Genomic DNA, 25,352 nt, shown 5'->3' with positions numbered 1-25,352 from the left:
GCTCGAGGGGGAGCCGGAAGGGGGAAAAGTAAACGTCGTGCGGGGGTGGCGTGCCGGTTTGCTTTGGCCTGGGTACACGTTGAGCTCCCTGCTAACGATGAACGTCGGTTTCATGGCTGAGTGTAGCGCTAACGAGAGGGGCGATGCTTGCTGCGCAGCGCGCCGCAGTGAAGCAGGCGCGGCCGGATAGCCGCGCCGGTGGCATTACTTGATGTCGATGAAGGGCAGGGCGCCGTTTGGCAGCACGGTGGTTGGCAAGACACCATTCCAGCGTTCGGCCTTGGTCAGTTCCACCAGGTTCTGGTTGCTGGCCAGGGCCTGGGCCCGTGCCTTGATGGCTTCGGCCTCGGCTTTGCCGCGCAACTCGGTCGCCAGTGCGTCTGCCTTGGCCTGCGCAACTTGCGAATCGGCCTCCGCCTGGGCCTGGGTCACGCGAATCTGTGCTTGTACCTGCTCGGTGGCGAGCTGTTGTTCGCGGGTCTTGACCTGGACTTCCGCAGCCATGCGCGCTTCGATGGCTTTTTCGTAGGCGTCACTGAAGTCAATGTTCTCGACCTGGACGCTGTCGATGATCACGGGGCCGGTAATGGTCGCCTTGATGGCCGTGGAAATATCGTTGACCAGTTGGACGCGGTTCTGCACGGCAGCCACGGCGTTGAACTTGCCGAATACGTTTTCCACCTGGGTTGGCACCTGGCGGCTGATCATCCGGTCGCGGATACCTTCCAGGTCCTTGAACTGGGTATAGACCTTCGCGACATCGGAAGGCGCGATGTGCCAGGACACGGACACCTTGAGCTGGGCGGACTGTTGGTCCTTGCTGTAGGCCTGGAGGTCTTCATAAGCCGTCACTTGGCTCTGGACGCTGATCAGGCGTACCGACTCGATAAAGGGCGTCTTGAAGGACAGTCCCGGTTCAATCACCCCGACCAGCGCCCCGTTGCGCAGCAGAACGCCACGCTCGGTTTCGTCGACCGTGTACCAACTGCCAAAGAACACGCACAACAGGACGATGCCCGCGATTGCAGCAACGATGGAGCCGATGGTTTTACTGGTCACTTTTCTTTCCTTGATTGGCTTGGGAGCGTTTGCCATAGCGGTGTCCAATGTTGAAGCTGCAATTGGCGTTCTGAATGCCAGACACGAAAAAGCCCTGAATAATCAGGGCTTTAACGTTAAAAAATGGCGGAGGCGATGGGATTCGAACTCATGGACCTGTTACAGTCGACGGTTTTCAAGACCGTTGCCTTAAACCACTCGGCCACACCTCCGTACTGCGTTGCGGGCGCCATAATACCCGAATGAAACACACTGTCAAACTCTCTACGTAGCTTGTTACAGAGCGTCTGTTATGATCCTTGCCACTGAATGTTTCAAAACCGGAGGAGTGTCGCCATGCGCGAACAGGATTACGCAGTGAACAACAGCGTGCAGGCTGAGCAGCTAGAGGTTAGCCGCGTCCTGCGCAACACTTATGGCTTGCTGGCACTCACGCTCGCTTTCAGCGGTGTGATGGCTTATGTCGCACAACAGATGCGGGTGGGTTACCCGAACATCTTCGTCGTGCTGATCGGTTTCTACGGCCTTTTCTTCCTCACCAACAAACTCCGTGATTCGGCCTGGGGCCTGGTGTCGGCTTTCGCCCTGACCGGCTTCATGGGCTTTTTGCTCGGCCCGATCCTCAATCGCTACCTGCAAATGCAGGGCGGCGCCGAAGTGGTCAGCTCGGCCTTCGCAATGACCGCACTGGTATTTGGTGGCCTGTCGGCCTACGTGCTGATTTCCCGCAAGGACATGAGTTTCCTGGGTGGCTTTATCACCGCAGGTTTCTTCGTGTTGCTGGGGGCGACGCTGGCCAGCTTCTTCTTCCAGATCAGCGGCCTGCAACTGGCGATCAGCGCCGGCTTCGTGCTGTTCTCCTCGGTCTGCATCCTGTACCAGACCAGCGCCATCATTCACGGCGGCGAGCGTAACTACATCATGGCCACCATCAGCCTGTATGTATCGATCTACAACCTGTTCGTCAGCCTGTTGCAGCTGTTCGGCCTGATGGGTCGCGACGACTGATTGCATGGATGATGAGGTGAGAAGCCCGCTTTGGCGTGATGCTGTTCACCTAGAAACAACGGCGTTTTTCAGAGATGAAAAGCGCCGTTTTTTTTGGTTTTCCGTTTTTAGGTGCATTTTTGGGGGAGGGGATATCCATTTCTGCGGCAACGGATATACACACCAAAGCAAGTAAATCCCGAACCCCTCTCAAAAAAAACGGCACCACCCTTGGAAAAAGGGAAGTGCCGCTTTTGGAGCCCAGGTAAACGGTATTGCCACATGAAGTGGACTTAAGAGGCAAACCGCCGCAACCCCACCGGTGGTACAAAGGCTTCCAGCTCGGCCTCCACGGCCTCGATTATTCGTTCAACATCCGGGGCATTCATCACCGTCGCGCAGGGGATACCCGCAATGGCGATCATGGTCTCGCCGCTGGCACGGTCAAACAGCCGGGCAACCATGCTGCCAGGCGCATCCATGCTTGCTTCGAATCCCATGGGATGGAAGTGCCAGCGCATCAACTGGCAAGCATTGGGGAACGTAACCTTGCTGAAGGATCCTTTATTCATGTGTTGCCCGCCTTCTTCAATCGAGCGCTTCCTTTTGCTCATGTCAGGAAGGAAGAGCCATCATGGCTCTACCAGTGAGAACTAAAAATAGCACCTGAAAATGAAGCTCATGTGGATTTTTTCAGTCCGTTTTGCGATTGGTTCACTTTTTTTGATCTGGATCACGACTTAAACGGCAATGTCCAGAATGCCATCACGCTTGGCTGGGCTTGTCCCGAGGCTTGGACAATGGCTCTGGGACGCGGCTTTTCCAGGCGATGAGCAGGGCCAGGATCATCATCGCCAGGGCGACGGCGAAGGTCATGTGCAGACCGTTCGTCACGGCTGCGGGGCTGGCGCCGGTAATGTCATTCGTCGCCGCCGCGGCTGCAAACACCGCGCCGAGCACGGAGGCTCCGGTGAAAAAACCCAGGTTGCGCGACAAGTTGAGCAGCCCGGCGATGACGCCTCGCCTCTGGGCTGCTACATCGGCCATGACTGCCGTGTTGTTGGCCGTCTGGAAGAACGCATAGCCAAGGGTCGTCACCACGATAGCCGCGAGGTAGCCGACGGTGCCAAGGGTAGGGGGGACCAGTGATAACATCAGGCAGCCGAGCACCATGTTCGCCAGGCCGGCGAGTCGCATGGGGTGCACGCCGAAGCGATCCACCAGGCGCCCGGCAGGTACTCCGGCCAGCGCCGCAACAGATGGGCCTACGGCCAGCGCCAGTCCCACAAAGGCCGCCGGCAGTGCGAGGGTGATGGACAAGTAAAAAGGCCCGACCAGCAGCGTCGCCATCATGACCGTCGCAACCAGGGCGCTCGTCACCAGGCCTGATACCAATGATCTGTCGCGGAACACTTTCAAGGGAATCAACGGCGATACGGCCCGGGACTGGGCCCGAATGAATAGCCCGCCGCCCACGAGGGCGATCAGCAGCAGCGCAAGATTCAATCCGCCAAAGCTCCCGCGTCCGGAAGTCATGGACAAGGCATAGGTGGCGAGCGTCACTGCCAACAGCAAGGTACCGGTTACATCGAAGCGGGTTCCTTCGGGCTTCGGCGGCACTTCACGCACCGGTAGCGAATACCACGCCAGCCCTAGCGTCAACAGGCCCAGAGGGATGTTGACCAGGAACAAGGCCGGCCAACCGAACCCGCTGATCAGCATGCCGCCAAAGGACGGTCCGAGGGCTGTGCCCACTGCAGACAGTGTTGCCAGTAGCCCCATGGCGCTGCCGGTTTTTTCCTGGTCGACCGTCTCGCCCACCAGCGCCAGGGTCAGCGTCATCATGATGGCGGCCCCCAGGCCTTGCAGCGCCCGACCGGCGACCAGCAGCCAAAGCGAGGGCGCCAGGCCGCATACCGCTGATGCCAAGGTGAACAGGGCGATACCGGCCAATAGCAGCTTGCGCCGGCCCATCAGGTCTCCCAAGCGGCCGACACTGACAATCAGCGTGGTGATTGCCAGCAGATAGGCCAGCACCACCCATTGGACCTGCTGGAAAGAGGCTCCGAGCACCTCGGCCAGCGTCGGCAGTGCCACCGCAGCCACACTGGCGCCAAGGGAGGCCAGCAGCGTCGAGAGCGCAAGGCTGGCCAGGGCCCAGCGAGGTGAAAAGAGCCGGTGTGCGGGCGCGGTTGCCGGCCGGTTTTGTTGCGTGTTGACGGGTTTCATCGTGTCACCTGTATCCGTGGCGCTCGAAACGGAGCTGTCAGAACGTTACGCCTGGGCATAACATGGCGGAAGACGCAGCATTTGCACGTTATAGCTGCAACAAACGCCATCTGTTCAAATCGAGATACCGCCATGTCCTCGCCTGATCTCAATCTGCTCGTCACCCTTGATGTGCTGCTCTCGGAAGGCAGCGTGGCCCGGGCCGCCCGGCGCTTGCAGCTCAGCCCGTCGGCCATGAGCCGGGCACTGGCGCGGTTACGTGAAACCACCGGTGACCCGCTGTTGGTTCGGGCCGGGCGAGGGTTGGTGCCGACACCTCGTGCGCTGGAGTTGCGCGAACAGGTCAGCCACCTGGTGCAGCAGGCCCAGGCGGTGCTGCGGCCAGTGACGACCCCGGATCTTGGGCGCTTGAGCCGAACCTTCACGTTGCGCACCCGTGAAGGGTTCGTGGAAAACTTTGCCATCGACCTCATCACTCGCATCCACGAGCAAGCGCCCGGCGTGCGCCTACGCTTTGTGGAAAAGACCGACCGGGACAGCACGACACTTCGCGAAGGCACCGTGGACCTGGAGACCGCCGTCGTGGACAAGGACACCAGCCCGGAACTACGAACCCAGGCGTTGTTCAGCGACCGCTTGATTGGCGTTGTGCGCGCGGGACACCCGCTGAGCCAGGCAACGGTGAGCGCTGCCGGTTATGCCGCAGGCGGGCATGTCGGTGTGTCGATGCGCGGCCTGGATCATGGCCTTATCGACCAGGCCCTTGCGGCTCTGAATCTGTCCCGCGAAATCGTCACCACGGTGCCAGGCTTTTCCTCGGCGCTGGGACTGGCCCGCTCCAGTGACCTGATCGCCAGCGTGCCCGAACGCTACACCGCGAGCCTGCGGGTCGGCCTGCACAGTTTTACGCTGCCGTTTTCCGTACCTGGGTTCACGATCGCCATGCTCTGGCATCCGCGGATGGACGCCGATCCTGTGCATCGTTGGCTTCGAAGTTGTCTGCGGGAAGTATGCGCACGTAAACCGTAGAGATTTAGTAGATATTCGTTAATAGCATTTCGCTGGCACTTAGTTGGCGAAAGTGCGACGCCGTACGCAAATTGCTAGTTATCGATATTTAATATTTAAATAGTTTTTTGTCCGACAATCCGCAACTCGGGCGGTTTAGTTGGGGCACTAACGAGGCAGAACCCTATTGTTTATGGGCGTTACGGGCAGGGCGTGAAATTGAACGAAAAAAATTGCTAGACGTTTGATTTCCAATTGTGTCAGGTTTCTTACGTCCTCATTGGGCGAGTGATAGGACGATCTCGCCAGAGATTGTCTGTCTGACTAAAACTGTTCCATTTGCAAACAAGGAAGTGTGTTTATGTCGAAAGTCAAAAGCAGCGCTATTGATTCTGCCGAACAACTCCTCTGGGCGCCGCAATCATTGGCGGCTGCCAGTAATGCGTTCAACCAGATCAATAGTTTCAGCCACCAATACGACCGGGGCGGTAACCTGACCGTCAACGGCAAACCGTCGTACTCTGTCGACGAGGCGGCCACTCAGTTGCTGCGCGACGGTGCGGCTTACCAGGACCGGGACGGCAGCGGCAAGATCGAGCTGACCTACACTTTCCTGACTTCCGCCTCTTTCAGCACCATGAACAAGCATGGGATCAGCGGCTTCAGCCAGTTCAGTGCGCAGCAGAAAGGCCAGGCCGCCCTGGCCATGCAATCCTGGGCGGACGTGGCCAATGTCACCTTCACCGAAAAAGCCAGCGGCGGCGACGGTCACATGACCTTCGGCAACTACAGCGGCGGCCAGGATGGCGCGGCTGCGTTTGCTTATCTGCCAGGGACGGGTGCCGGCTATGACGGGACCTCCTGGTACCTGATCAACAGCAGCTACACCCAGAACAAGAACCCGGAACTGAACAACTATGGCCGCCAGACCCTGACCCACGAAATCGGTCACACCCTCGGCCTGGCCCACCCGGGTGACTACAACGCTGGCGAAGGCAGCCCGACCTACGATGACGCCACTTATGGCCAGGACACCCGTGGCTACAGCGTCATGAGCTACTGGAGCGAAAGCAATACCGACCAGAACTTCAGCAAGGGCGGCGTCGAAGCCTACGCCTCCGGTCCGCTGATGGATGACATCGCGGCCATCCAGAAGCTCTACGGTGCCAACACCACGACCCGTACCGGCGATTCGACCTACGGTTTCAACTCCAATACCGGTCGCGATTTTCTCAGTGCGTCATCATCGTCGGACAAAGTGGTGTTTTCGGTATGGGACGCAGGTGGCCGCGATACCCTGGATTTCTCCGGTTTCACCCAGAACCAGAAAATCAACCTCAATGACGCCTCGTTCTCCGATGTTGGCGGCATGGTAGGCAACGTCTCCATCGCCAAGGGTGCCGTCATCGAAAACGCCATCGGCGGCTCCGGCAGCGACTTGCTGATCGGCAACACGGTAGCCAACGAGCTCAAGGGTGGAGCGGGCAACGATATCCTTTGGGGGGCCGGTGGTGCAGACAAACTCTGGGGCGGCTCGGGGTCGGACACGTTCGTGTTCGCCGCCAGTTCCGATTCGCGGCCTGGAGCGACGGACCAGATCCTCGATTTCGTCAGCGGCCTGGACAAGATCGACCTGACCGGTATCACCAAGGGCGCGGGCCTGCACTTTGTGAGCGCGTTCACTGGTACGGCGGGCGATGCGGTGTTGTCGACATCGGGTGGCAACAGCCTGCTGTCGGTGGACTTCTCCGGGCACGGCGTGGCTGACTTCCTGGTCAGCACCGTTGGCCAGGCTGCGGTCTCGGATATCGTGGCCTGATGTCCCTTTCCCGTGGGGGCGGCTGCTCCTGCGGGACCTCGGCCAGGATGAAAAAATGCGTAGAAAATTCATGCCCAGTAGCGTTCGAGCAACCGCCGGGTTGCTCGCTACGCTGATGATGTTTTGTGGAGAAGCCGCCATGGCGCGCAGCCTGTTGTTAGCAGAACCCTCGCAGTTGGCCGGTCAGTGGCAGGCTGTTTTGTCGAGCCCGCAGGACAACGCGCAAACCCAGGCGCTGCAGGACAAACCGTCCAACAGTTGCCTCGTCGAACTCAAGGCGGATCAGACCCTGGGCGGGCAAACCGATTGCCTGGGCCAATGGCTGGGGGATGAGCCGGTTCGTTGGTTCACTGAACCCGACGGACTTTCCCTGATTGGCAAACAAGACTCCAGGACACACTTGGGCCTGCGTCAGGGAGACCATTATCAAATGACGTTGAAGTCCGGTTTGATACTCAGGCTTGAACGAAACAAGTCCCAGAGTGCTCATTAACGAATGAGTACAGTTGAGTCTTGAACGAAGTGCGCTTGTTTGAACAGGCGTGCTTTTCGGTGTCGGCCGAATCGAAAAACAAAGATTGGCAAGTTGAATAACGGCCAGTTCGCTGGCGAAGCCAACAACAAGGAAGATCATGAATAGGGTAAGGAGCGCTGCTGCGGCGCCGCTGTTTAAAGCGCTAGGCGATTATAAAAATATTTTGATCAGTGTTGGATGTTTTACCGCGCTGATCAATGTCCTGATGCTCGCGCCTTCGATTTATATGCTCCAAGTGTATGACCGCGGGTTGTCATCACAGAACGAGACCACGCTGGCGATGTTGTCATTGATGGTCGTCGGCTTCTTCGTATTCATCGGGCTGCTGGAAATGGTCCGCAGCTTCGTGGTCATCCGCATCGGCAGCCAGTTGGAGCGACGCTTCAATCTCCAGGTGTACAAGGCCGCGTTCGAGCGCAATCTGCGCCAGGGTGAAGGCAACGCCGGGCAATCCCTGGGCGACCTCACGCATATTCGCCAATTCCTCACCGGGCCGGCGCTGTTCGCGTTCTTCGACGCACCGTGGTTTCCCATCTATCTGCTGGTGATCTACCTGTTCAACGTGTGGCTCGGCGTGTTTGCCTCCGTCGGCACGCTGCTGCTGATCGGTTTGGCCTGCCTGAACGAGGCCATGACCAAAAAGGCCTTGGGGCAGGCCAGCGTCTACTCGCAACAATCCAGTCAACTGGCCACCAGCCATTTGCACAACGCCGAGACGATCCAGGCCATGGGCATGCTCGGCGCGCTGCGCAGCCGCTGGTTCGCCGTGCACTCACGGTTTCTGGGCCTGCAGAACCAGGCCAGCGACACCGGCGCGGTCATCAGCTCCTTGAGCAAGACCCTGCGCCTGTGCCTGCAGTCGCTGGTGCTGGGTTTGGGCGCGTTGCTAGTGATCAAGGGCGACATGACCGCCGGGATGATGATTGCCGGCTCGATCCTGATGGGCCGGGTGTTGAGTCCTATCGACCAGTTGATCGCCGTGTGGAAGCAGTGGAGCGGCGCCAAGTTGGCTTACCGGCGTCTCGACGTGCTGTTGCAAGCGTTTGCGCCCCAGGACGACGGCATGACGCTGCCTGTGCCTAAGGGCCAGGTGAGTTTCGAACACGTCAGCGCCGGGCCGCCAGGGCAACGCAACGCGACGCTGCAGCAGGTCAGCTTCAGCCTGGCCGCGGGGGAAGTGCTGGGTGTGCTGGGGGCGTCCGGTTCCGGCAAGTCCACCCTGGCCCGGGTGCTGGTGGGCGTGTGGCCGACCCTGGCGGGTACGGTGCGCCTCGACGGGGCCGATATTCATCGTTGGAATCGCGAGCAACTCGGCCCGCACATCGGCTATTTGCCACAAGACATCGAGCTGTTTTGCGGCAGCATCGCCGAGAACATCGCCCGGTTTCGCCAAGCCGATCCGCAAAAGGTCGTCGCCGCCGCGCAGCAGGCTGGGGTCCATGAGCTGATCCTGCGCCTGCCCCAGGGCTATGACACGGTGCTGGGGGAGGACGGCGGTGGTTTGTCCGGCGGACAGAAACAACGGGTTGCGCTGGCCCGGGCGATGTACGACCGGCCGAGCCTGGTGGTGCTCGATGAACCCAACTCCAACCTCGACACGGTTGGCGAAGCGGCGCTCGCCAGTGCCATCGCGCAGATGAAGGCCCAGGGCACCAGTGTCGTGCTGGTCACTCATCGTTCCTCGGCACTGGCCCAGGCCGACAAGTTGCTGGTGCTCGACGAAGGCCGGCTACAAGCCTTCGGCCCAAGCCAGCAAGTGTTGCGGGCGCTTTCCGGCCAGTCGGGTTCACAGGACAACGCGCCACGCAGCTCACCGCCGAACAGTCCCCAGGTGGCCCCCACCGGACTGAGCATGAGTCGCCAGTACCAGGCCGCCAGCAAACCCGGCGGCGCATGAGCAAGGAGCTCGACATGAATCTCGAACATACGCAGGACGTTGAGCGGCCGGAGCGCGACGCCCACTTCTTCACGCGCGTGGGCTGGGCACTGGCGCTCGTTGGCGCGGGCAGTTTTTTCACCTGGGCCAGCCTGGCGCCGTTGGACCAAGGCATCCCCGTGCAGGGCACCGTGGTGGTTTCAGGCAAGCGCAAGGCGGTGCAGTCGATGAGCAGCGGTGTGGTCAGCCGGATCCTGGTGCGCGAAGGCGAAGCGGTGAAGCAGGGCCAGCCGCTGTTCCGCCTGGACCAGACCCAGGCCGCCGCCGATGTGCAATCGCTGCAGGCGCAGTACCGGATGACCTGGGCGAGCCTGGCGCGCTGGCAAAGCGAGCGGGACAACCTGTTACAGGTAAGTTTCCCGGCTGAGCTGAGTCGCGATCCCGATCCACGCCTGGCCCTGGTGCTTGAAGGCCAGCGGCAACTGTTCAGCAGCCGCCGCGAAGCCTTCGCCCGGGAGCAGGCGGCGTTGCGCGCCAACATCGAGGGTGCGGCGGCGCAATTGGCGGGTATGCGTCGGGCCCGCAGCGACCTGACCGCCCAGGCCGAATCCCTGCGTCTGCAACTGGGCAGCCTGCAACCCTTGGCCGACAACGGCTATATCCCGCGCAACCGCCTGCTGGACTATCAACGCCAGCTGTCGCAAGTGCAGCAGGAACTGGCGCAGAACAGCGGCGAAAGCGGGCGGGTGGAGCAGGGGATCGTCGAGTCGCGGCTCAAGCTGCAGCAGCACAACGAGGAATACCAGAAAGAGGTGCGCAGCCAGTTGGCCGACGCCCAGCTCAAGAGCGAAACCCTGCAAGAGCAACTGAAATCCGCCGGCTTTGAGCTGCAACACAGCGAAATCCTTGCCACCGCCGATGGCATCGCCGTCAACCTGGGGGTGCACACCGAGGGCGCCGTGGTGCGCCAGGGCGACACCTTGCTGGAAATCGTCCCCCAGGGCACGCGGTTGGAAGTGGAAGGGCATCTGCCGGTGCACCTGATCGACAAGGTCGGCGCGCATTTGCCGGTGGACATCCTGTTTACCGCCTTCAACCAGAACCGCACGCCAAGGGTGCCTGGGGAAGTCAGCTTGATTTCTGCCGATCAAATGCTCGATGAGAAGACCGGCGCGCCGTATTACGTCCTGCGCAGCAGCGTCAGCGACGTGGCGATGGACAAGCTCAACGGCCTGGTGATCAAGCCCGGCATGCCGGCCGAGATGTTCGTGCGCACCGGCGAGCGCTCATTGCTCAACTACCTGTTCAAACCGCTGCTCGACCGAGCCGGCTCTGCGTTGACCGAAGAATAAGGATGTCCGGCGGTATGAAGCGTTTCTATTGGGTAGCCGTGCTGGCCGCTTCCGTGTGCAACAACGCCTGGGCCATGGGGCCTTTCGAGTTCTACGAGCGGGCCCTGCGCAATGACCCGGTCTACCTGGGCGCGATCAAGGAGCGCGATGCGGGCCAGGAAAATCGCGCCATTGGCCGCGCCGGGCTGCTGCCGCACCTGGGCTACAGCTACAACAAGGGTCACAACCAGTCCAAGGTCACGTACCTCAACGATCGCGGCGCCAGCCAGCATGATGATCGCAACTACAGCAGCTACGGTTCCAGCCTGACGTTGCAACAACCGCTGCTGGACTACGAGGCGTACGCGGCCTATCGCAAGGGCGTGGCCCAGGCGTTGTTCGCTGATGAAAGTTTTCGTGGCAAGAGCCAGGAGTTGTTGGTGCGAGTGCTGAGTCATTACACCCAGGCGCTGTTCGCCCAGGACCAGATCGACATTGCCCAGGCCAAGAAAAAGGCGTTCGAGCAGCAATTTCGCCAGAACGAGCATCTGTTTCGCCAGGGCGAAGGTACGCGCACCGACATCCTTGAGGCGCAGGCGCGCTATGAATTGGCAATCGCCGAAGAGATCGAGGCGCGAGATGAGCAGGATGCCGCCTTGCGCGAGCTGGGCTCGCTGATTGGCGTCCCGGCCCTGGATATCGGCGACCTGGCGCCGCTGCATGACACCTTCCAGACCTTTGCCTTGCAACCGGCCAGTTTCGACACATGGCACGCGCTGGCGGTGAGCAACAACCCCAGCCTGGCGTCCCAGCGACAAGCCGTCGACGTGGCGCGTTTCGAGGTGGAGCGCAACCGCGCCGGGCATCTGCCCAAGGTCAGCGCCTACGCGACGATGCGCCAGAACGAATCGGAAAGTGGCAATACCTACAACCAACGCTACGACACCAACACCATCGGCCTGGAAGTCAGCGTGCCGCTGTACGCCGGTGGCGGGGTCTCGGCGTCGACCCGCCAGGCCAGCCGCACTATGGAACAGGCCGAATACGAGCTGGAGGCCAAGACCCGCGAGACGCTGATCGAATTGCGCCGCCAGTTCAGCGCCTGTGTGTCCGGGGTGAACAAGCTGCGCGCTTATCAGAAGGCCCTGAGCTCCGCTGAAGCGCTGGTGGTCTCGACCCGGCAAAGCATCCTTGGCGGCGAGCGGGTCAACCTCGATGCACTCAATGCCGAGCAACAGCTCTACAGCACCCGCCGCGACCTGGCCCAGGCCCGTTACGACTACCTCATGGCCTGGACCAAGCTGCATTACTACGCCGGCACTCTCGGCCCGCAGGACCTGGCGAAGGTGGACGAGGCGTTTGTGTCCCGGGCGCCCATTCAATGACCTGTGGCGAGGGAGCTTGCTCCCGCTCGAGTGCGAAGCGCTCGCAGGCTTTTTTTGGGGCCGCTACGCAGCCCAGCGGGAGCAAGCTCCCTCGCCACAAAGACAAAAGCAAAGGCAAAGGCAAAGGCAAAGGCAAAGGCAAAGGCAAAGGCAAAGGCAAAGGCAAAGCAAACCACTAGGCCAGGACAGGCTCCATCAGGCCGCGCAACTCCAGGATTCTTGCAACAACTAAGGATGGTTCGTGATGAAAATCGATAACAACAAACAGCCCCGACAGACGGGGCGCGTGTTTCTGCCCAAGGCCCTCAACCGCGCCGTGCTCTGTGCACTGGCGACCTTGGGCACGGCCCAGGCGGCGCCTTATGTCGAGAGCGGCAGGGCGGGTAATCCAGACAGTTGGCGCAGCAGTGAATTCAACGCCGAATGGGGGTTGGGGGCAATCAACGCGCAACAGGCCTACGCCGCCGGGTATACCGGCAAGGGCGTCAAGCTGGGGATCTTCGACCAGCCGGTCTACGCGGCGCACCCGGAGTTCTCCGGCACTGGCAAAGTCGTGACCTTGGTCACCAGTGGTATCCGCGAGTACACCGACCCCTACATCCCGGTGAAAGCCGGTGATCCGTTCCGCTACGACGGTTCGCCCACCGTTGGCTCCGATGGCAAGCTGGGTTCCCACGGCACCCATGTCGGCGGGATCGCTGCCGGCAGTCGCGATGGCAGCCCGATGCACGGCGTGGCGTACGATGCGCAGATCATCAGCGCCGACAACGGCGACCCGGGCCCCGAAGACGGCATCATCCTGGGCAACGATGGCGCAGTGTACAAGGCGGGTTGGGACGCGTTGATCGCCAGCGGCGCACGCATCATCAACAACAGCTGGGGCATTGGCATCACCGATCGCTTCGACCAGGGCGGCCGCGATCCGGCGTTCCCGCACTTCACCGTGCAGGACGCGCAACTGCAATTCGATCAGATCAAGCCGCTGCTGGGCACCAAGCCTGGCGGCGCCTACGAGGGCGCCATCGCCGCAGCCCGCAGCGGTATCGTCACGATTTTCGCCGCCGGCAACGACTACAACCTCAATAACCCTGATGCCATCGCGGGCCTGGCGTATTTTGTGCCGGACATCGCGCCGAACTGGCTCACCGTGGCGGCGCTGCAAGTCAATCCGGACACCGCCAGCGCCGATCCTTACACCATCAGCACCTTCTCGTCGCGCTGTGGCTACAGCGCCAGTTTCTGCGTGTCGGCCCCCGGCACCCGGGTCTACAGCGCCGTGATCGGCGGCACCAGTGCCGACGACCTGACTGTCGGCTACGCCAACAAGAGCGGCACCTCCATGGCCGCGCCCCATGTTGCCGGCAGTGTGGCGGTGTTGATGGAGCGTTTCCCCTACATGACCGGCGCCCAGGTCGCCAGCGTCCTGCGCACCACCGCCACCGACATGGGCGCGCCGGGCGTCGATTCGTTATACGGCTGGGGCATGATCAACCTGGGCAAGGCCATCGACGGTCCATCGATGCTGGTGACCGAGCAGGACATCCCCGCAGAGTTTCGTATCGATGGCGCCTATGGTTCCGGTCAGTTCGTGGTGGACCTGCCGGGCATTGGCGCGATCATCGATGCCGGCAAACCCACGGAACGGGTGTGCAGCGGCATCCAATGTGGCCTGGACGTTTGGCGCAACGACATCGCCGGCCACGGCGGCCTGACCAAGGAGGGCATCGGCACCCTGGTGCTCACCGGCGCAAACACCTACAGCGGGCCGACCCTGGTCAATCAAGGGCGACTGGCGATCAATGGCTCGCTGGCCTCGGCCGTTACGGTCAACGACGGCGGCATCCTCGGTGGCAACGGGCGCATCGCCAGCCTGACCGCCAACCGCGGCGCCAGCGTGGCGCCAGGTAACTCCATCGGCACCTTGCAAGTGGCCGGCGATGTGACGTTCCAGCCCGGTTCGAACTACGCAGTGGAAGTCTCGCCCACCGCCAGCGACCTGATCGTGGCGGGCGGCAAGGCGTCCGTTGACGGAGCGACGGTGTCGTTGTCCCTGGAAAACAGCCCGACACTGCTGACGGCTGGCGAGGTGAAAAGCCTGTTGGGCAGGCAGTTCAATATCCTGCAGGCCGCCGATGGTATTGACGGGCGCTTCGCTGGCGTCTTGCCCAACTATGCGTTTCTGGGGGGCGACCTGGCGTACAGCACCAGTGGCATTCAACTGGCGGTCGAGCGTAACGACGCGTCATTTGCCAGCCTCGGCCTGACACCAAACCAGCGCTCCGTCGCCTCGGCCGCCGAACGACTGGGCGCGGGCAACGGACTCTACGAGGCCTTGCTGCTTTCGCCCAGCACCGCCGTGGCGCAACAGGCATTCCAGCAACTGTCCGGTGAAATCCATCCGGCCATTGGCACACTGTTGATCAACGACAGTCGTCAGTTGCGCGACGCCGTCGGTGATCGCCTGCGCCAGGACGCCCTGTACGACGCCGGTACGCCGACCGATGCCAGCAGCAATGCCTGGTTCAAGGTGCTGGGCGCTTGGGGCAAAAACGATGGTGGAAATGATCACGCCAGTACGACCAGTTCCATCGGCGGGCTGCTGGCCGGTGTCGACGGACTGATCAGCGACCAGACGCGACTGGGCTTCGTCACCGGCTACAGCGACAGTTCGTTGAGCATGGGTGAAGGCACCCATTCCTCGGCCAAGGCCGACAGCTATCACCTGGGGGCCTACCTGGGACATGAAATCGACGCGCTACGCCTGACCGTTGGCGCTGCCCACAGTTGGCATCGCATCGACGTCAAGCGGGACCTGCAATGGGGCGACGTCAGTGGCCGGGAGAAAACCAAGCGCGATGCCCGGACCACCCAGCTCTTCACCGAAGCGGCGTATCGCCTCAACTTGCAACCGGTAGCCCTGGAGCCGTTTGCCAACCTGGCCTATGTGCACCTGGACAGCGACAGCTTCCATGAAAACGGCGACAACGCGGCCCTGCACGGGGATGCCGACCGCCGCGATGCCGTGCTCTCGACCCTGGGCGTACGGGCCAGCCATGCCCTGGCCCTGTCGGATCAACAGCAACTGCAACTGTCCGGCTCCCTTGGCTGGCAGCACAACCTGAGCCATACCACGTCCGAACAGGACCTGGCCTTCGCCGGCAGTAGCAACACCTTCGCGGTGCAGAGCGTGTCCATGGACCGCAACGCCGCCGTGATCGGTGCCCGTGCCGGGCTTGCGGTCGCCAAGGATGTGCGGGTCAACCTCGACTACAACGGCCTGATCGGCTCCCGGGATAAAACCCACGGCGTGGGCCTGACCCTGGATTGGCAGTTCTGACCAAGAAGAAGGGCTGGATATACCCCCGTGGCGAGGGAGCTTGCTCCCGCTCGGGTGCGTAGCAGCCGCCCCGGGGGAGCGCTTCGCACTCCAGCGGGAGCAAGCTCCCTCGCCACAACAGCTGTACCTCCCGGTTCCCGTATTCCAACAACAAAAGAGAGCAACAACCATGGGCATCTACGACTACAAGAACCTCGGCACTGCCGAATCCAAGGCACTGGTCAGCGACGCGATGGCGATCATGCTGTATTCCTACCATAACCTCGACAATGGCTTTGCCTCCGGTTACCAGCACAACGGCTTCGGTGCCGGCCTGCCGGCCACCCTGGTGACCGCACTGCTGGGGGGCACCGATTCCCAAGGGGTGATTCCCGGCGTGCCGTGGAACCCCGATTCGGAAAAACTGGCCCTGGAGGCGGTACAGAAGGCCGGCTGGACGCCCATCAGCGCCGCGCAACTGGGTTACGCCGGCAAGGTGGATGGCCGCGGGACGTTTTTCGGTGAAAAGGCCGGCTACACCACTGCGCAGGTAGAGATCCTCGGCAAATACGACAGCGCGGGACACCTGCAGGAAATCGGCGTGTCATTTCGCGGCACCAGCGGCCCTCGGGAAAATCTGATCGGCGATTCCATCGGTGACGCGGTCAACGACCTGATGGCCGCGCTGGGACCCAAGGACTATGCGAAAAACTACGTCGGCGAAGCCTTTGGCAACCTGCTGGGCGACGTCGCGAAATTTGCCCAGGCCCATGGCCTGACGGGCAACGACGTGCTGGTCAGCGGCCACAGCCTGGGTGGGCTGGCGGTCAACAGCCTGGCGGACTTGAGCACCAGCCAATGGTCGGGGTTCTACTCCAGTGCCAACTACATCGCCTACGCCTCGCCAACCCAGAGCAGTACCGACAAGGTCTTGAACATCGGTTACGAGAACGATCCGGTGTTTCGCGCCCTGGACGGCTCGACGTTCAACCTCGCCTCGGTGGGTGTGCACGATGGGCAACAGGAATCGGCCACCAACAACATCGTCAGCTTCAACGACCACTACGCTTCGGCGACGTGGAACGTGTTGCCGTTTTCCATTCTCAACATTCCCACCTGGATTTCCCACCTGCCTACCGGCTACGGCGATGGCATGGGCCGGATCATGGGGTCGGTGTTCTACGACCTCACCGAAAAAGACTCCACCATCATCGTCGCCAACCTGTCGGACCCCGCGCGGGCCAATACCTGGGTGCAGGACCTCAATCGCAACGCTGAACCCCATACCGGCAGCACGTTCATCATCGGCAGCGACAGCGACGACCTGATCCAGGGCGGCCAGGGTAACGACTACCTGGAAGGCCGCGCCGGCAATGACACTTTTCGTGATGGCGGTGGCTACAACGTGATCCTGGGCGGGCAGGGCAGCAATAACCTGCAACTGCAGCAGTCGGTGAAGGATTTCAGCGTCGCCCATGACGGGGCCGGAACCCTGTATGTCCGCGACGCCCATGGCGCGATCAGCATCACCCGCGACATCGGCACGCTGGTCAGCAAGGAGTCCGGATTGTTCTGGGGGCTGCTCAAGGATGAGGTGAGCCACAGCGTCACCGCCAATGGCCTGGTGGCCGGCGCCAACCTGACGGCATATGCCTCGTCGATCAAGGGCAGTGTGGCCAATGACACCCTGGTGGCGGGAGCGAAGGGCGACTGGCTGTTCGGCCAGGACGGCAACGATGTGCTGATAGGCGGCGCGGGTAACGACACCTTCGTCGGTGGTGCGGGCAATGACCAGATGCAAGCGGGGGCCGGCAGTGACACCTTCCTCTTCAACGGCGCTTTCGGCCAGGACCGGATCAGCGGCTACGACGCGGGGGACAAGCTGGTGTTCCTCGGCGTGCCGGGCGCCGGGGCTGGTCATGACTACAGCCAGTACCTGTCACAGGTGGGCAATGACACGCTGTTCAAGGTCGGCGACAGTTCCGTGACCCTGGTGGGCGTTGGTCTGGGTCAGGTGGGGGGCGAAGGGATCGTGTTCGCCTGATATCGCCTTTGCGAGCAAGCCCGCTCCCACAGGGATGGATGGTGAATACAGGATTCTGCGAGCACCGGAAAACAAGTGTGGGAGCGAGCTTGCTCGCGATGGCGGCATTCCAGGCAAGTCACTGGAATTCAGTCAGTCTTCCTTGCGAATGGTTGCCACATCATCGGCGCGGACCCGGACTTTCCTGCCGGAAATATCCTCGAACTCGTAGAAACCGTCAGCGGTGCGGGTATTGGGGGTGTCCTTGGTCAAATACTGGGTACCGTTCTGCAAGGTCACCACGGTTGGCGACGCGCAGCCAGCCAGAGCCAGAAATGCCACGGCGACCATGGGCAGGCCCAGAAACCTGATGTTCATAACCATAACCTCTCAATTAAAAGGACACGGAGCAACTGATTCGACCGCGCCATCACGTTAGTCAACCGCCATTGGTCTCGCTTGCCGTAGGAAAGTTCATCGCTGACTGAAGGATTTCACCTTAAATATAGGAGACCGTTCATCTTTTGCTGTTGCCTGGCCGGTTTACAGCTGTTATCTGTATGCATAACCAGTGCTTAATATCCTTGGCGTTCTTTCCGTGGCAGTCCGTTCCCTCGACGATCCGTTTTACTACCTGAACAACTTCCAGCAGGTGCTCGCTTGGTTGACGCAGCGTTATGCCGATGTGCTCAGCACCGACGAGCAGCGCTTCATCGAGCACTTCGCAGCGCTGCCGCGTGGCGCCCAGGGCTTGCTGGTGCGGATGGTGATGCGCAAGGGGCTACGGTTTCGCCATAGCAAGCTGCATTACCCGGAAATTGGCGACATTGGTGCCGCCGTCGCGCCACTGTTGGCGCTGGGTTGGGTCGAGGAACAGGCCCCCATCGGGCTCGTCGAGCTGTTCGAGGTGCTGCTCAAGCCGGAAATCCTCCTGTGCCTGGGCCACCTGATCGAACACCCCAAGGCGAAAAAGACCGAATGGCTCCACGCCTTGGACGAACGCGTCAACCAGCCCCAGCCGTTCGATGCCTGGTGCCCGCAGTTGGATGACCGGCTGTACAGCCTGACGATCATGAGTCTGTGTGACCGGCTGCGGTTGATGTTTTTCGGCAACCTTTACCAGGACTGGTCGGAATTCGTCCTGGCGGACCTGGGCATCTTCACCTACGAAACCGTCGAGTTCAGCGCCGAGTCACGGGGCTTGCGCAGCCGCGAGGACGTCGATGCCTGCCTGTTCTTGCACGACTGCCAGCAGCGCTTCGAAGCTGGCGAGCCCCTGGATGAGATCGTCGCCCAGGTCAACGAACTGTCCCTGGACAATCCGTGGCTGGAGCGGCGCCGGGGCAAGTTGTTGTTCCAGATTGGCCAGCACGGCGAGCGCATCGGCGACTTCGCCTTGGCCTTGGGCATCTATCGCGATTGCACCTACCCGGGCGCGCGGTTGCGGATGGTCCGGGTACTGGAGCGCATCGGCGAATACGGCTTGGCCCTTGAACTCGGCGAGGTGGCGATGCAGGCACCGCAAAGTGCCGCCGAAACCCAGGCCTTGCTGCGGATCGTGCCCCGTCTTCGGCGCAAGTTGGGCGGCCCGCCGGTGCCACGGGGCCCGGTCCGGGAAGTGGAGCGCCTGGAGCTGCAACTGCCTCGCGTCGATCCGACCTTGTCGGTGGAGTACCACGTCCAGGCCCACCTGCACGACGACACCGCGCCAGTGCATTACGTCGAGAACAGCCTGATCAATTCGCTGTTCGGCCTGCTGTGCTGGCCGGCGATCTTCGCGCCGTTGCCGGGTGCATTTTTCCACCCGTTCCAGCGGGGGCCGGTGGACCTGCTCAACGAAGATTTTCATGCCCGTCGCGCCGAGCTGTTCGCAGCTTGCCTGGCAGAGCTGGACGATGGCCGCTATCGGCAGACCATCAGCCGTCGCTATGCCGAAAAGTGGGGCGTGCAGTCGCCTTTCGTATTCTGGGGCGCGCTGTCCGAGCCCTTGCTGGAGCAAGCCCTCGATTGCTTGCCGGCCGCGCATCTCAAGCACTGGTTTGACCGTTTGCTGCTGGACATCAAGGCCAACCGCGCCGGCATGCCGGATCTGATCCAGTTCTGGCCGCAGCACAAGACCTACCGCATGATCGAAGTCAAAGGCCCTGGCGATCGGCTGCAAGACAACCAGCTGCGTTGGCTGGAGTTCTGCCATGAGCACCAGATGCCCGTTGCCGTTTGTTATGTGCAATGGGCAGAGTCGGCTATCGTGAGCGAGCTTGCTCGCGATGGGGCCGCATGACCCCGGCATCCAGCTACAGCATCGCCGTGCGGGCGTTGTGTGAGTTCACCGCCAAGGTGGGTGATCTTGACCTGCGCTTCACGCCGTCGCCCACGGCCTTGGAAGGCATCGCTGGCCATCGCACCGTGGCGGCGCGGCGCAGCGATGGCTACCTGGCTGAGGTGGCCCTTGAAGGTCTCTACCAGACACTGAAAGTCAAAGGCCGGGCCGACGGCTACGACCCGACCCGCAACTGCCTCGAAGAAGTGAAGACTTACCGGGGCGACCTGAGCAAGCAACCGGCCAATCACCGCCAACTGCATTGGGCCCAGGCGAAAATCTACGGCTGGCTGATGTGCCAGAAACTACAGTTGCCGCATATCGACGTCGCCTTGGTGTATTTCGACATCGTCAGCGAAAAGGAAACCTGCTTTACGCAAAGCTTCGAGGCGGCGCAACTCCAGGCGTTTTTTGAAGCACAGTGCGCGCTATTCCTCGCCTGGGCCGAACAGGAAATGGCCCACCGTCAGGCCCGCAATCTCGGCGCACACACATTGGCTTTTCCTCACGCCAGCTTCAGGCCAGGACAGCGGCACTTGGCTGAGTCGGTGTTCAAGGCGGTCAGTACCGGCCGTTGCCTGATGGCCCAGGCGCCCACCGGCATCGGCAAGACCGTCGGCACGCTGTTCCCGATGCTCAAGGCCCTGGCGCCGCAGCGGTTGGATAAAGTGTTCTTTCTCACCGCCAAAACCCCGGGACGCAAGCTGGCGTTGGACGCCGCTCAAGTAATCACCCGCAGCGCGCCGTCGATGCCGTTGCGCGTGCTGGAAATGATCGCCCGGGACAAGGCTTGCGAACACCTGGACAAAGCCTGCCATGGCGAATCCTGCCCGCTGGCCCGTGGTTTCTACGACCGCTTGCCGGGCGCCCGGGCAGCGGCGAGCCAGGTCACGTTGCTCGACCAGGCGGCGTTGCGCGAGATTGCGCTGGCCCATGAGGTCTGCCCGTATTACCTCAGCCAGGAAATGGCCCGCTGGGCCGACGTAGTGGTGGCCGACTACAACTATTACTTCGACTTCAGCGCGTTGCTCTTCGGCCTGGCCCAGGCCAACGGCTGGACTGTCGCGACCTTGGTGGATGAAGCCCATAACCTGGTGGAGCGCGGGCGGCAGATGTACAGCGCGACCCTCGACCAGGCCACGCTGACCAGCGTGCGCAAAACCGCCCCTGAACCGCTGAAGAAATCCCTTGATAGGGTCAATCGCCAGTGGAACGCCTTGCATGCGCCCCAGGTGGCGGCCTATCGGGCCTATGAAAAGTTGCCGGACAAATTGCTCCAGGCCCTGGCTACCTGCACTACGGCTATTGGCGATTATCTAAACGATCATCCCCAAGGCCTGGACAGCGGATTGCAGGCGTTCTACTTCGACGCGTTGCAGTTTGGCCGGGTGGCGGAAACCTTCGACGAGCACTTTCTGTTTGACATCCACAAGCGCGAACTCGGCCGCCAGCGCAGCCTATCTACGCTGTGCCTGCGCAACGTGGTGCCGGCCGCATTCCTGCGACCCAGGCTGACGGCGGCCCGCAGCACGGTGCTGTTTTCCGCGACCCTGGGCCCCCGGCATTACTACGCAGACTTGTTGGGGACGCCGGGCGACACGGTATGGATCGACGTGGAATCGCCGTTCAAGGCCGAACAACTGGACGTACAGGTCGTCAGCCGCATTTCCACCCGTTTTGCCCATCGCCAGGCGTCCCTGGAGCCCATTGCCGCGTTGATGGCCCGCCAGTTCAACGAGCGCCCAGGCAACTACCTGGCTTTTTTCAGCAGCTTCGATTACTTGCAGCAAGTGGCTGGGCTGTTTGCCGAGCGGTACCCGCAAATTGCGCTCTGGACGCAATCGCGCGGCATGGGCGAAGCCCCCCGGCAGGCGTTTCTCGAACGGTTCATGGAGCACAGCCAAGGCATTGGCTTTGCGGTGCTGGGCGGCGCGTTCGGCGAGGGCATCGATTTGCCGGGTTCACGCCTGATCGGCGCATTCATCGCCACCTTGGGGCTGGCGCAGTTCAACCCGGTCAATGAGCAGATGAAACAACGCATGGCCGCAATCTTCGGCGATGGCTACGACTACACGTACCTGTACCCTGGCCTGCAAAAAGTCGTGCAGGCGGCCGGTCGCGTTATCCGCACCCAGCAGGATCGCGGGGTGGTGATGCTGATCGATGACCGGTTTGGCGAGGCGAGGGTGCAGCACTTGTTGCCGCGCTGGTGGTCAGTTACCCAAGAGGCCCACAAATCCCCTTGTGGGAGCGAGCTTGCTCGCGATGGCAGACTGTCAGCCAGTATTGATGCAAACTGACCCACCGCTATCGCGAGCGAGCTCGCTCCCACAGGTTGGAAGGCTTGAGGATTTTTCCTGGCGCCTGACTTGCTCCATACTTCGCGAAAAAAGAATCCACACGGATGCCCCGGCCAGATGCTTGAGAACGCCCCCAAGTCCCCACTCATGAACGAGGAGCAGCGCTTTCGCCTGCTCATCGACGCGGTGGTCGACTACGCCATCTACATGACCGACCCATCGGGCCTCATCACCAGTTGGAACTCCGGCGCCAGGCGCTTCAAGGGCTACGAGGAATCCGAGATCCTGGGCCAGCATTTCTCCCGTTTCTACACCGATCAGGATCGCGCCGCCGGCCTGCCGCAACGGGCGCTGGACACGGCCGTGCAGGAGGGGCGCTTTGAAGGCGAGGGTTGGCGGGTGCGCAAGGACGGCACGTTGTTCTGGTCCCATGTGGTGATCGATCCGATCATCGACAGCCAGAGCGGCACCTTGCTTGGTTTCGCCAAGATCACCCGCGACCTGACCGATCGTAAAATGGCCGAGGAAACCCTCAAGCAAAGCGAGCAGCAGTTCCGCCTGCTGGTGCAAAGCGTCACCGATTACGCCATCTACATGCTCGACCCGCAAGGCCAGGTCACCAACTGGAACCTGGGGGCGCAGCGGATCAAGGGTTATCTTCCCGCCGAGGCTATCGGCCGGCATTTCTCGATGTTCTACACCCCCGAGGATCGCGATAGCGGCGAACCACAACGGGCGTTGAGCATCGCCGCCAGCGAAGGGCGCTTCGAGAAAAAAGGCTGGCGCATGCGCAAGGATGGCACGCGCTTCATGGCCCACGTGGTCATCGATGCGATCCGCAGCGACACCGGCACGCTGTTGGGATTTGCCAAGATCACCCGTGACATTACCGATGCCACCCAGGCCCAGCAGGCCCTTGAGCAAGCCCGCGAGGCGCTGTTCCAATCCCAGAAACTGCAAGCCATCGGTCAGCTCACCGGCGGTATTGCCCATGATTTCAATAACCTGTTGACGGTCATCCTTGGCAACCTGGAAATCGTACGCAAGCGCATGGCCAACGAACCGAAACTCACTCAATTGCTGGACAACGCGACCCAGGGCGCGCTGCGCGGGGTTTCGTTGACCCAGCGCATGCTGGCGTTTGCCCGCCGGCAAAAACTGACCTACGAATCGGTCGAGCTGGCGGCCCTGGTGCAGGGTATCAGCGGCCTGCTGCAAAGCTCCCTGGGCCCATCGATACACATCCAGACCCGCTTCGCCGAGGCGCTGTCGCCGGTGCTGGCCGATGTCAACCAACTGGAACTGGCGATTCTCAATCTGGCGACCAACGCCCGGGACGCCATGCCCCATGGTGGCAAGCTCATGATTAGCGCCGATGAGCGGCAAGGGTGTGATGCGGCCCACGACAAGCCGATGGCCCCCGGGCGCTACATTTGCCTGGCGATTACCGATGAAGGCGAGGGCATGGATGAAGCCACGCTGGCCTCGGCCGTGGACCCATTTTTCACCACCAAGGGGGTTGGCAAAGGTACGGGCCTGGGGTTGTCCATGGTGCATGGCCTGGCGGAACAGCTCGGGGGGCGTCTGACGCTCAGGAGCGAGAAAGGTGTCGGTACCACCGCGCAGTTGTGGTTGCCGGTGGCAAACAACCCGGCACCGGGCAAAGCGTCGATCCAGGAAACAACGCAGCCAGTCGATGAGTTGAAAGTGCTGGTAGTCGATGATGACAGCCTGGTGCTGACCAGCACGCGCCTGTTGATCGAAGACCTCGGGCACCGGGTCCTTTGCGCGCCATCGGGCGCCCAGGCACTGGAGCTGTATGAGCGCAACCCGGACATCGACCTGGTCATCACCGACATGGCCATGCCGCAGATGGACGGTGCGCAGTTGGCGAAACTGTTGCGTGACCGCCAACCGGACCTGCCCATCATCCTGGCCACCGGTTATGCCGAACGCCTGGAAGGTTTCGCCACCCAATTGCCTCGGTTGATCAAGCCGTTCAAGCAGATTGACCTGGTGCAGATCATTGGGCAGACGATGAAATAGTCAGCCTCCTGTGGCGAGGGAGCTTGCTCCCGCTGGGTCGCGAAGCGGCCCCCATGTGGCGAGCGCTTCGCACTCGAGCGGGAGCAAGCTCCCTCGCCACACAAGAGCAGGCGCTTATTCAGTGTTCTTCTTGAACCCCCGCAAATTCATCGCACACAGGCAAAACTGCAACACGATCAACGCATACGCGTGGGTATGAAGGCCCCAGATCACCCACAGAATATTGCTTGCAATAAAACAACTGAATCCCGCCATCCGGCGTCGCGGTTGGCGTGAGCCGATCAACCAGGCGGCCAGCACCGTGACGAGCATCGCTGGCCATTGCACCCATCCAAGATAGTCCACACAAGCGTCCTCTTGCCCTTACGAACTAGAGACCCTGGCGGTTGGGGAGCGTTTCCCCGGATGTTGGATGCACCTGCGGTCCATTGGCTTGAACTTGCCGTGCGTCGGGTTCTTCTAATGAATCCGAATCATCAGAGAGGCTCGTCCTTCGCAATGCCCAGAATACTCACCGGGCCAACCCCGGAAGAAGAACTGACGGAACACAACGCCACACTGTTCGGTTCACCCAAGGAACGACTGGATTTCTATCGCCGGGAAATCCAGTACGAAACCAGTATCCTGGCCAACCGAACCGATGCTTACCTGGCCGCCCAATCTTTCCTGGTGATCGCCTTTGCTTCGTGCATGGCCAACCTGAACCCGGAGTGGGGCAAGTTGTTCACGCTGATCGTACCGCCATTCCTGGCCTTGCTGGGATTCCTCAGCTCGCTCAATGCCTGGCCGGGCATCAAGGCGGCCTACGAGATCATCGATCACTGGCATTTCAAGCAGAGCGAGCTATTGCGTGCCGAACCCTTGATGGGGCTGGCCTACGACGAATCGCCGCTGTTCAGCGAGCGGGAGTCGACGCACAAAGGCTACCGCAAGTCGCTGCTGTTCTCGGTGCGTACGCCATGGATCTTCGCCACCTTCTGGGTATTGCTGGGGGTGTATTCGGTCTATATCCAGATGGGCGATCCTGGCGGTTGAGCCACACGATCTTGCGGACGAACATCATTGTGGCGAGGGAGCTTGCTCCCGCTGGGCTGCGAAGCGGCCCCAAGCTTTGCGGT

General features: G+C 61.4%; 18 protein-coding genes and 1 tRNA gene. 13 read left to right on the top strand and 6 right to left on the bottom strand.

Going from position 1 to position 25,352, the window contains the following annotated elements; genetic code table 11:
• Nucleotides 1-204 precede the first annotated feature (204 nt).
• Together BLT00_RS06600 and BLT00_RS06595 are read right to left on the bottom strand one after the other, a co-directional pair.
• Nucleotides 205-1,059, bottom strand: coding sequence for a prohibitin family protein (locus BLT00_RS06600; RefSeq protein WP_083569183.1), 855 nt, complete (start codon nucleotides 1,057-1,059; stop codon nucleotides 205-207).
• A 124-nt stretch (nucleotides 1,060-1,183) separates the two neighbouring features.
• A tRNA-Ser gene (locus BLT00_RS06595) sits at nucleotides 1,184-1,271 on the bottom strand.
• A gap of 124 nt (nucleotides 1,272-1,395) precedes the next feature.
• On the opposite strand from BLT00_RS06595, the gene BLT00_RS06590 reads away from it, so the two are divergent.
• On the top strand, nucleotides 1,396-2,067 hold the full coding sequence (locus BLT00_RS06590; protein ID WP_003201763.1) for a Bax inhibitor-1/YccA family protein: 672 nt from the start codon (nucleotides 1,396-1,398) through the stop codon (nucleotides 2,065-2,067).
• A gap of 272 nt (nucleotides 2,068-2,339) precedes the next feature.
• Here BLT00_RS06590 and BLT00_RS06585 read toward each other — a convergent pair whose 3' ends face one another.
• Together BLT00_RS06585 and BLT00_RS06580 are read right to left on the bottom strand one after the other, a co-directional pair.
• Complete coding sequence (locus tag BLT00_RS06585; protein ID WP_003201764.1) at nucleotides 2,340-2,618, bottom strand: DUF1652 domain-containing protein; 279 nt, start codon at nucleotides 2,616-2,618, stop codon at nucleotides 2,340-2,342.
• Between the two features lie 193 nt (nucleotides 2,619-2,811).
• Nucleotides 2,812-4,275 (bottom strand): MFS transporter, encoded by a 1,464-nt coding sequence (locus BLT00_RS06580; protein WP_092143623.1) that lies wholly within the window; start codon nucleotides 4,273-4,275, stop codon nucleotides 2,812-2,814.
• A gap of 132 nt (nucleotides 4,276-4,407) precedes the next feature.
• Here BLT00_RS06580 and BLT00_RS06575 point away from each other — a divergent pair, with 132 nt between their 5' ends.
• From BLT00_RS06575 to BLT00_RS06535, 8 genes are all read left to right on the top strand, one after another.
• Nucleotides 4,408-5,304, top strand: coding sequence for a LysR family transcriptional regulator (locus BLT00_RS06575; RefSeq protein WP_063321308.1), 897 nt, complete (start codon nucleotides 4,408-4,410; stop codon nucleotides 5,302-5,304).
• Between the two features lie 340 nt (nucleotides 5,305-5,644).
• Entirely contained in the window at nucleotides 5,645-7,102 is a 1,458-nt protein-coding gene (locus BLT00_RS06570; RefSeq protein WP_092143619.1) for a serralysin family metalloprotease, read from the top strand.
• A 70-nt stretch (nucleotides 7,103-7,172) separates the two neighbouring features.
• Nucleotides 7,173-7,595, top strand: a complete 423-nt coding sequence (locus BLT00_RS06565) for an AprI/Inh family metalloprotease inhibitor (RefSeq protein ID WP_092143753.1) — start codon at nucleotides 7,173-7,175, stop codon at nucleotides 7,593-7,595.
• 139 nt (nucleotides 7,596-7,734) lie between these two features.
• The gene (locus tag BLT00_RS06560) at nucleotides 7,735-9,534 is read left to right on the top strand and encodes a type I secretion system permease/ATPase (protein ID WP_092143616.1); all 1,800 of its coding nucleotides are present in this window, start codon (nucleotides 7,735-7,737) and stop codon (nucleotides 9,532-9,534) included.
• Nucleotides 9,531-10,865: an HlyD family type I secretion periplasmic adaptor subunit gene (locus BLT00_RS06555; RefSeq protein ID WP_092143613.1), complete on the top strand. Its 1,335-nt coding sequence runs from the start codon at nucleotides 9,531-9,533 to the stop codon at nucleotides 10,863-10,865. The genes BLT00_RS06560 and BLT00_RS06555 overlap by 4 nt, the downstream gene beginning before the upstream one ends.
• A gap of 14 nt (nucleotides 10,866-10,879) precedes the next feature.
• Nucleotides 10,880-12,229 carry a TolC family outer membrane protein gene (locus BLT00_RS06550; protein ID WP_092143610.1) on the top strand — a complete coding sequence of 450 codons (1,350 nt, stop codon included), beginning with the start codon at nucleotides 10,880-10,882 and terminating at the stop codon, nucleotides 12,227-12,229.
• Nucleotides 12,230-12,473: 244 nt separating this feature from the next.
• Nucleotides 12,474-15,566, top strand: coding sequence for an autotransporter serine protease (locus BLT00_RS06540; protein ID WP_256572759.1), 3,093 nt, complete (start codon nucleotides 12,474-12,476; stop codon nucleotides 15,564-15,566).
• 169 nt (nucleotides 15,567-15,735) lie between these two features.
• Nucleotides 15,736-17,589: a polyurethane esterase gene (locus BLT00_RS06535; RefSeq protein WP_092143604.1), complete on the top strand. Its 1,854-nt coding sequence runs from the start codon at nucleotides 15,736-15,738 to the stop codon at nucleotides 17,587-17,589.
• 132 nt (nucleotides 17,590-17,721) lie between these two features.
• Here BLT00_RS06535 and BLT00_RS06530 read toward each other — a convergent pair whose 3' ends face one another.
• Nucleotides 17,722-17,946, bottom strand: coding sequence for a YgdI/YgdR family lipoprotein (locus BLT00_RS06530; RefSeq protein ID WP_003201785.1), 225 nt, complete (start codon nucleotides 17,944-17,946; stop codon nucleotides 17,722-17,724).
• A gap of 220 nt (nucleotides 17,947-18,166) precedes the next feature.
• Here BLT00_RS06530 and BLT00_RS06525 point away from each other — a divergent pair, with 220 nt between their 5' ends.
• From BLT00_RS06525 to BLT00_RS06515, 3 genes are all read left to right on the top strand, one after another.
• Nucleotides 18,167-19,849: a VRR-NUC domain-containing protein gene (locus tag BLT00_RS06525; RefSeq protein ID WP_092143601.1), complete on the top strand. Its 1,683-nt coding sequence runs from the start codon at nucleotides 18,167-18,169 to the stop codon at nucleotides 19,847-19,849.
• Nucleotides 19,846-22,188 (top strand): ATP-dependent DNA helicase, encoded by a 2,343-nt coding sequence (locus tag BLT00_RS06520; protein WP_092143598.1) that lies wholly within the window; start codon nucleotides 19,846-19,848, stop codon nucleotides 22,186-22,188. The genes BLT00_RS06525 and BLT00_RS06520 overlap by 4 nt, the downstream gene beginning before the upstream one ends.
• 117 nt (nucleotides 22,189-22,305) lie before the next feature.
• On the top strand, nucleotides 22,306-24,234 hold the full coding sequence (locus BLT00_RS06515; RefSeq protein ID WP_092143595.1) for a hybrid sensor histidine kinase/response regulator: 1,929 nt from the start codon (nucleotides 22,306-22,308) through the stop codon (nucleotides 24,232-24,234).
• Between the two features lie 114 nt (nucleotides 24,235-24,348).
• Here the strand turns inward: BLT00_RS06515 and BLT00_RS06510 are convergent, their stop codons facing one another.
• On the bottom strand, nucleotides 24,349-24,579 hold the full coding sequence (locus BLT00_RS06510; RefSeq protein ID WP_063321299.1) for a hypothetical protein: 231 nt from the start codon (nucleotides 24,577-24,579) through the stop codon (nucleotides 24,349-24,351).
• 153 nt (nucleotides 24,580-24,732) lie between these two features.
• On the opposite strand from BLT00_RS06510, the gene BLT00_RS06505 reads away from it, so the two are divergent.
• Nucleotides 24,733-25,269 (top strand): hypothetical protein, encoded by a 537-nt coding sequence (locus BLT00_RS06505; protein WP_092143592.1) that lies wholly within the window; start codon nucleotides 24,733-24,735, stop codon nucleotides 25,267-25,269.
• The last annotated feature ends 83 nt before the right edge of the window (nucleotides 25,270-25,352 follow it).

It is taken from the genome of Pseudomonas sp. NFACC51, from assembly GCF_900103575.1.
In the GTDB taxonomy this organism is placed as follows: Bacteria; Pseudomonadota; Gammaproteobacteria; order Pseudomonadales; family Pseudomonadaceae; genus Aquipseudomonas; species Aquipseudomonas fluorescens_Q.
The sequence above is the reverse complement of the archived record's forward strand: the minus strand, read 5'-3'. Positions and strand labels throughout refer to the sequence as shown.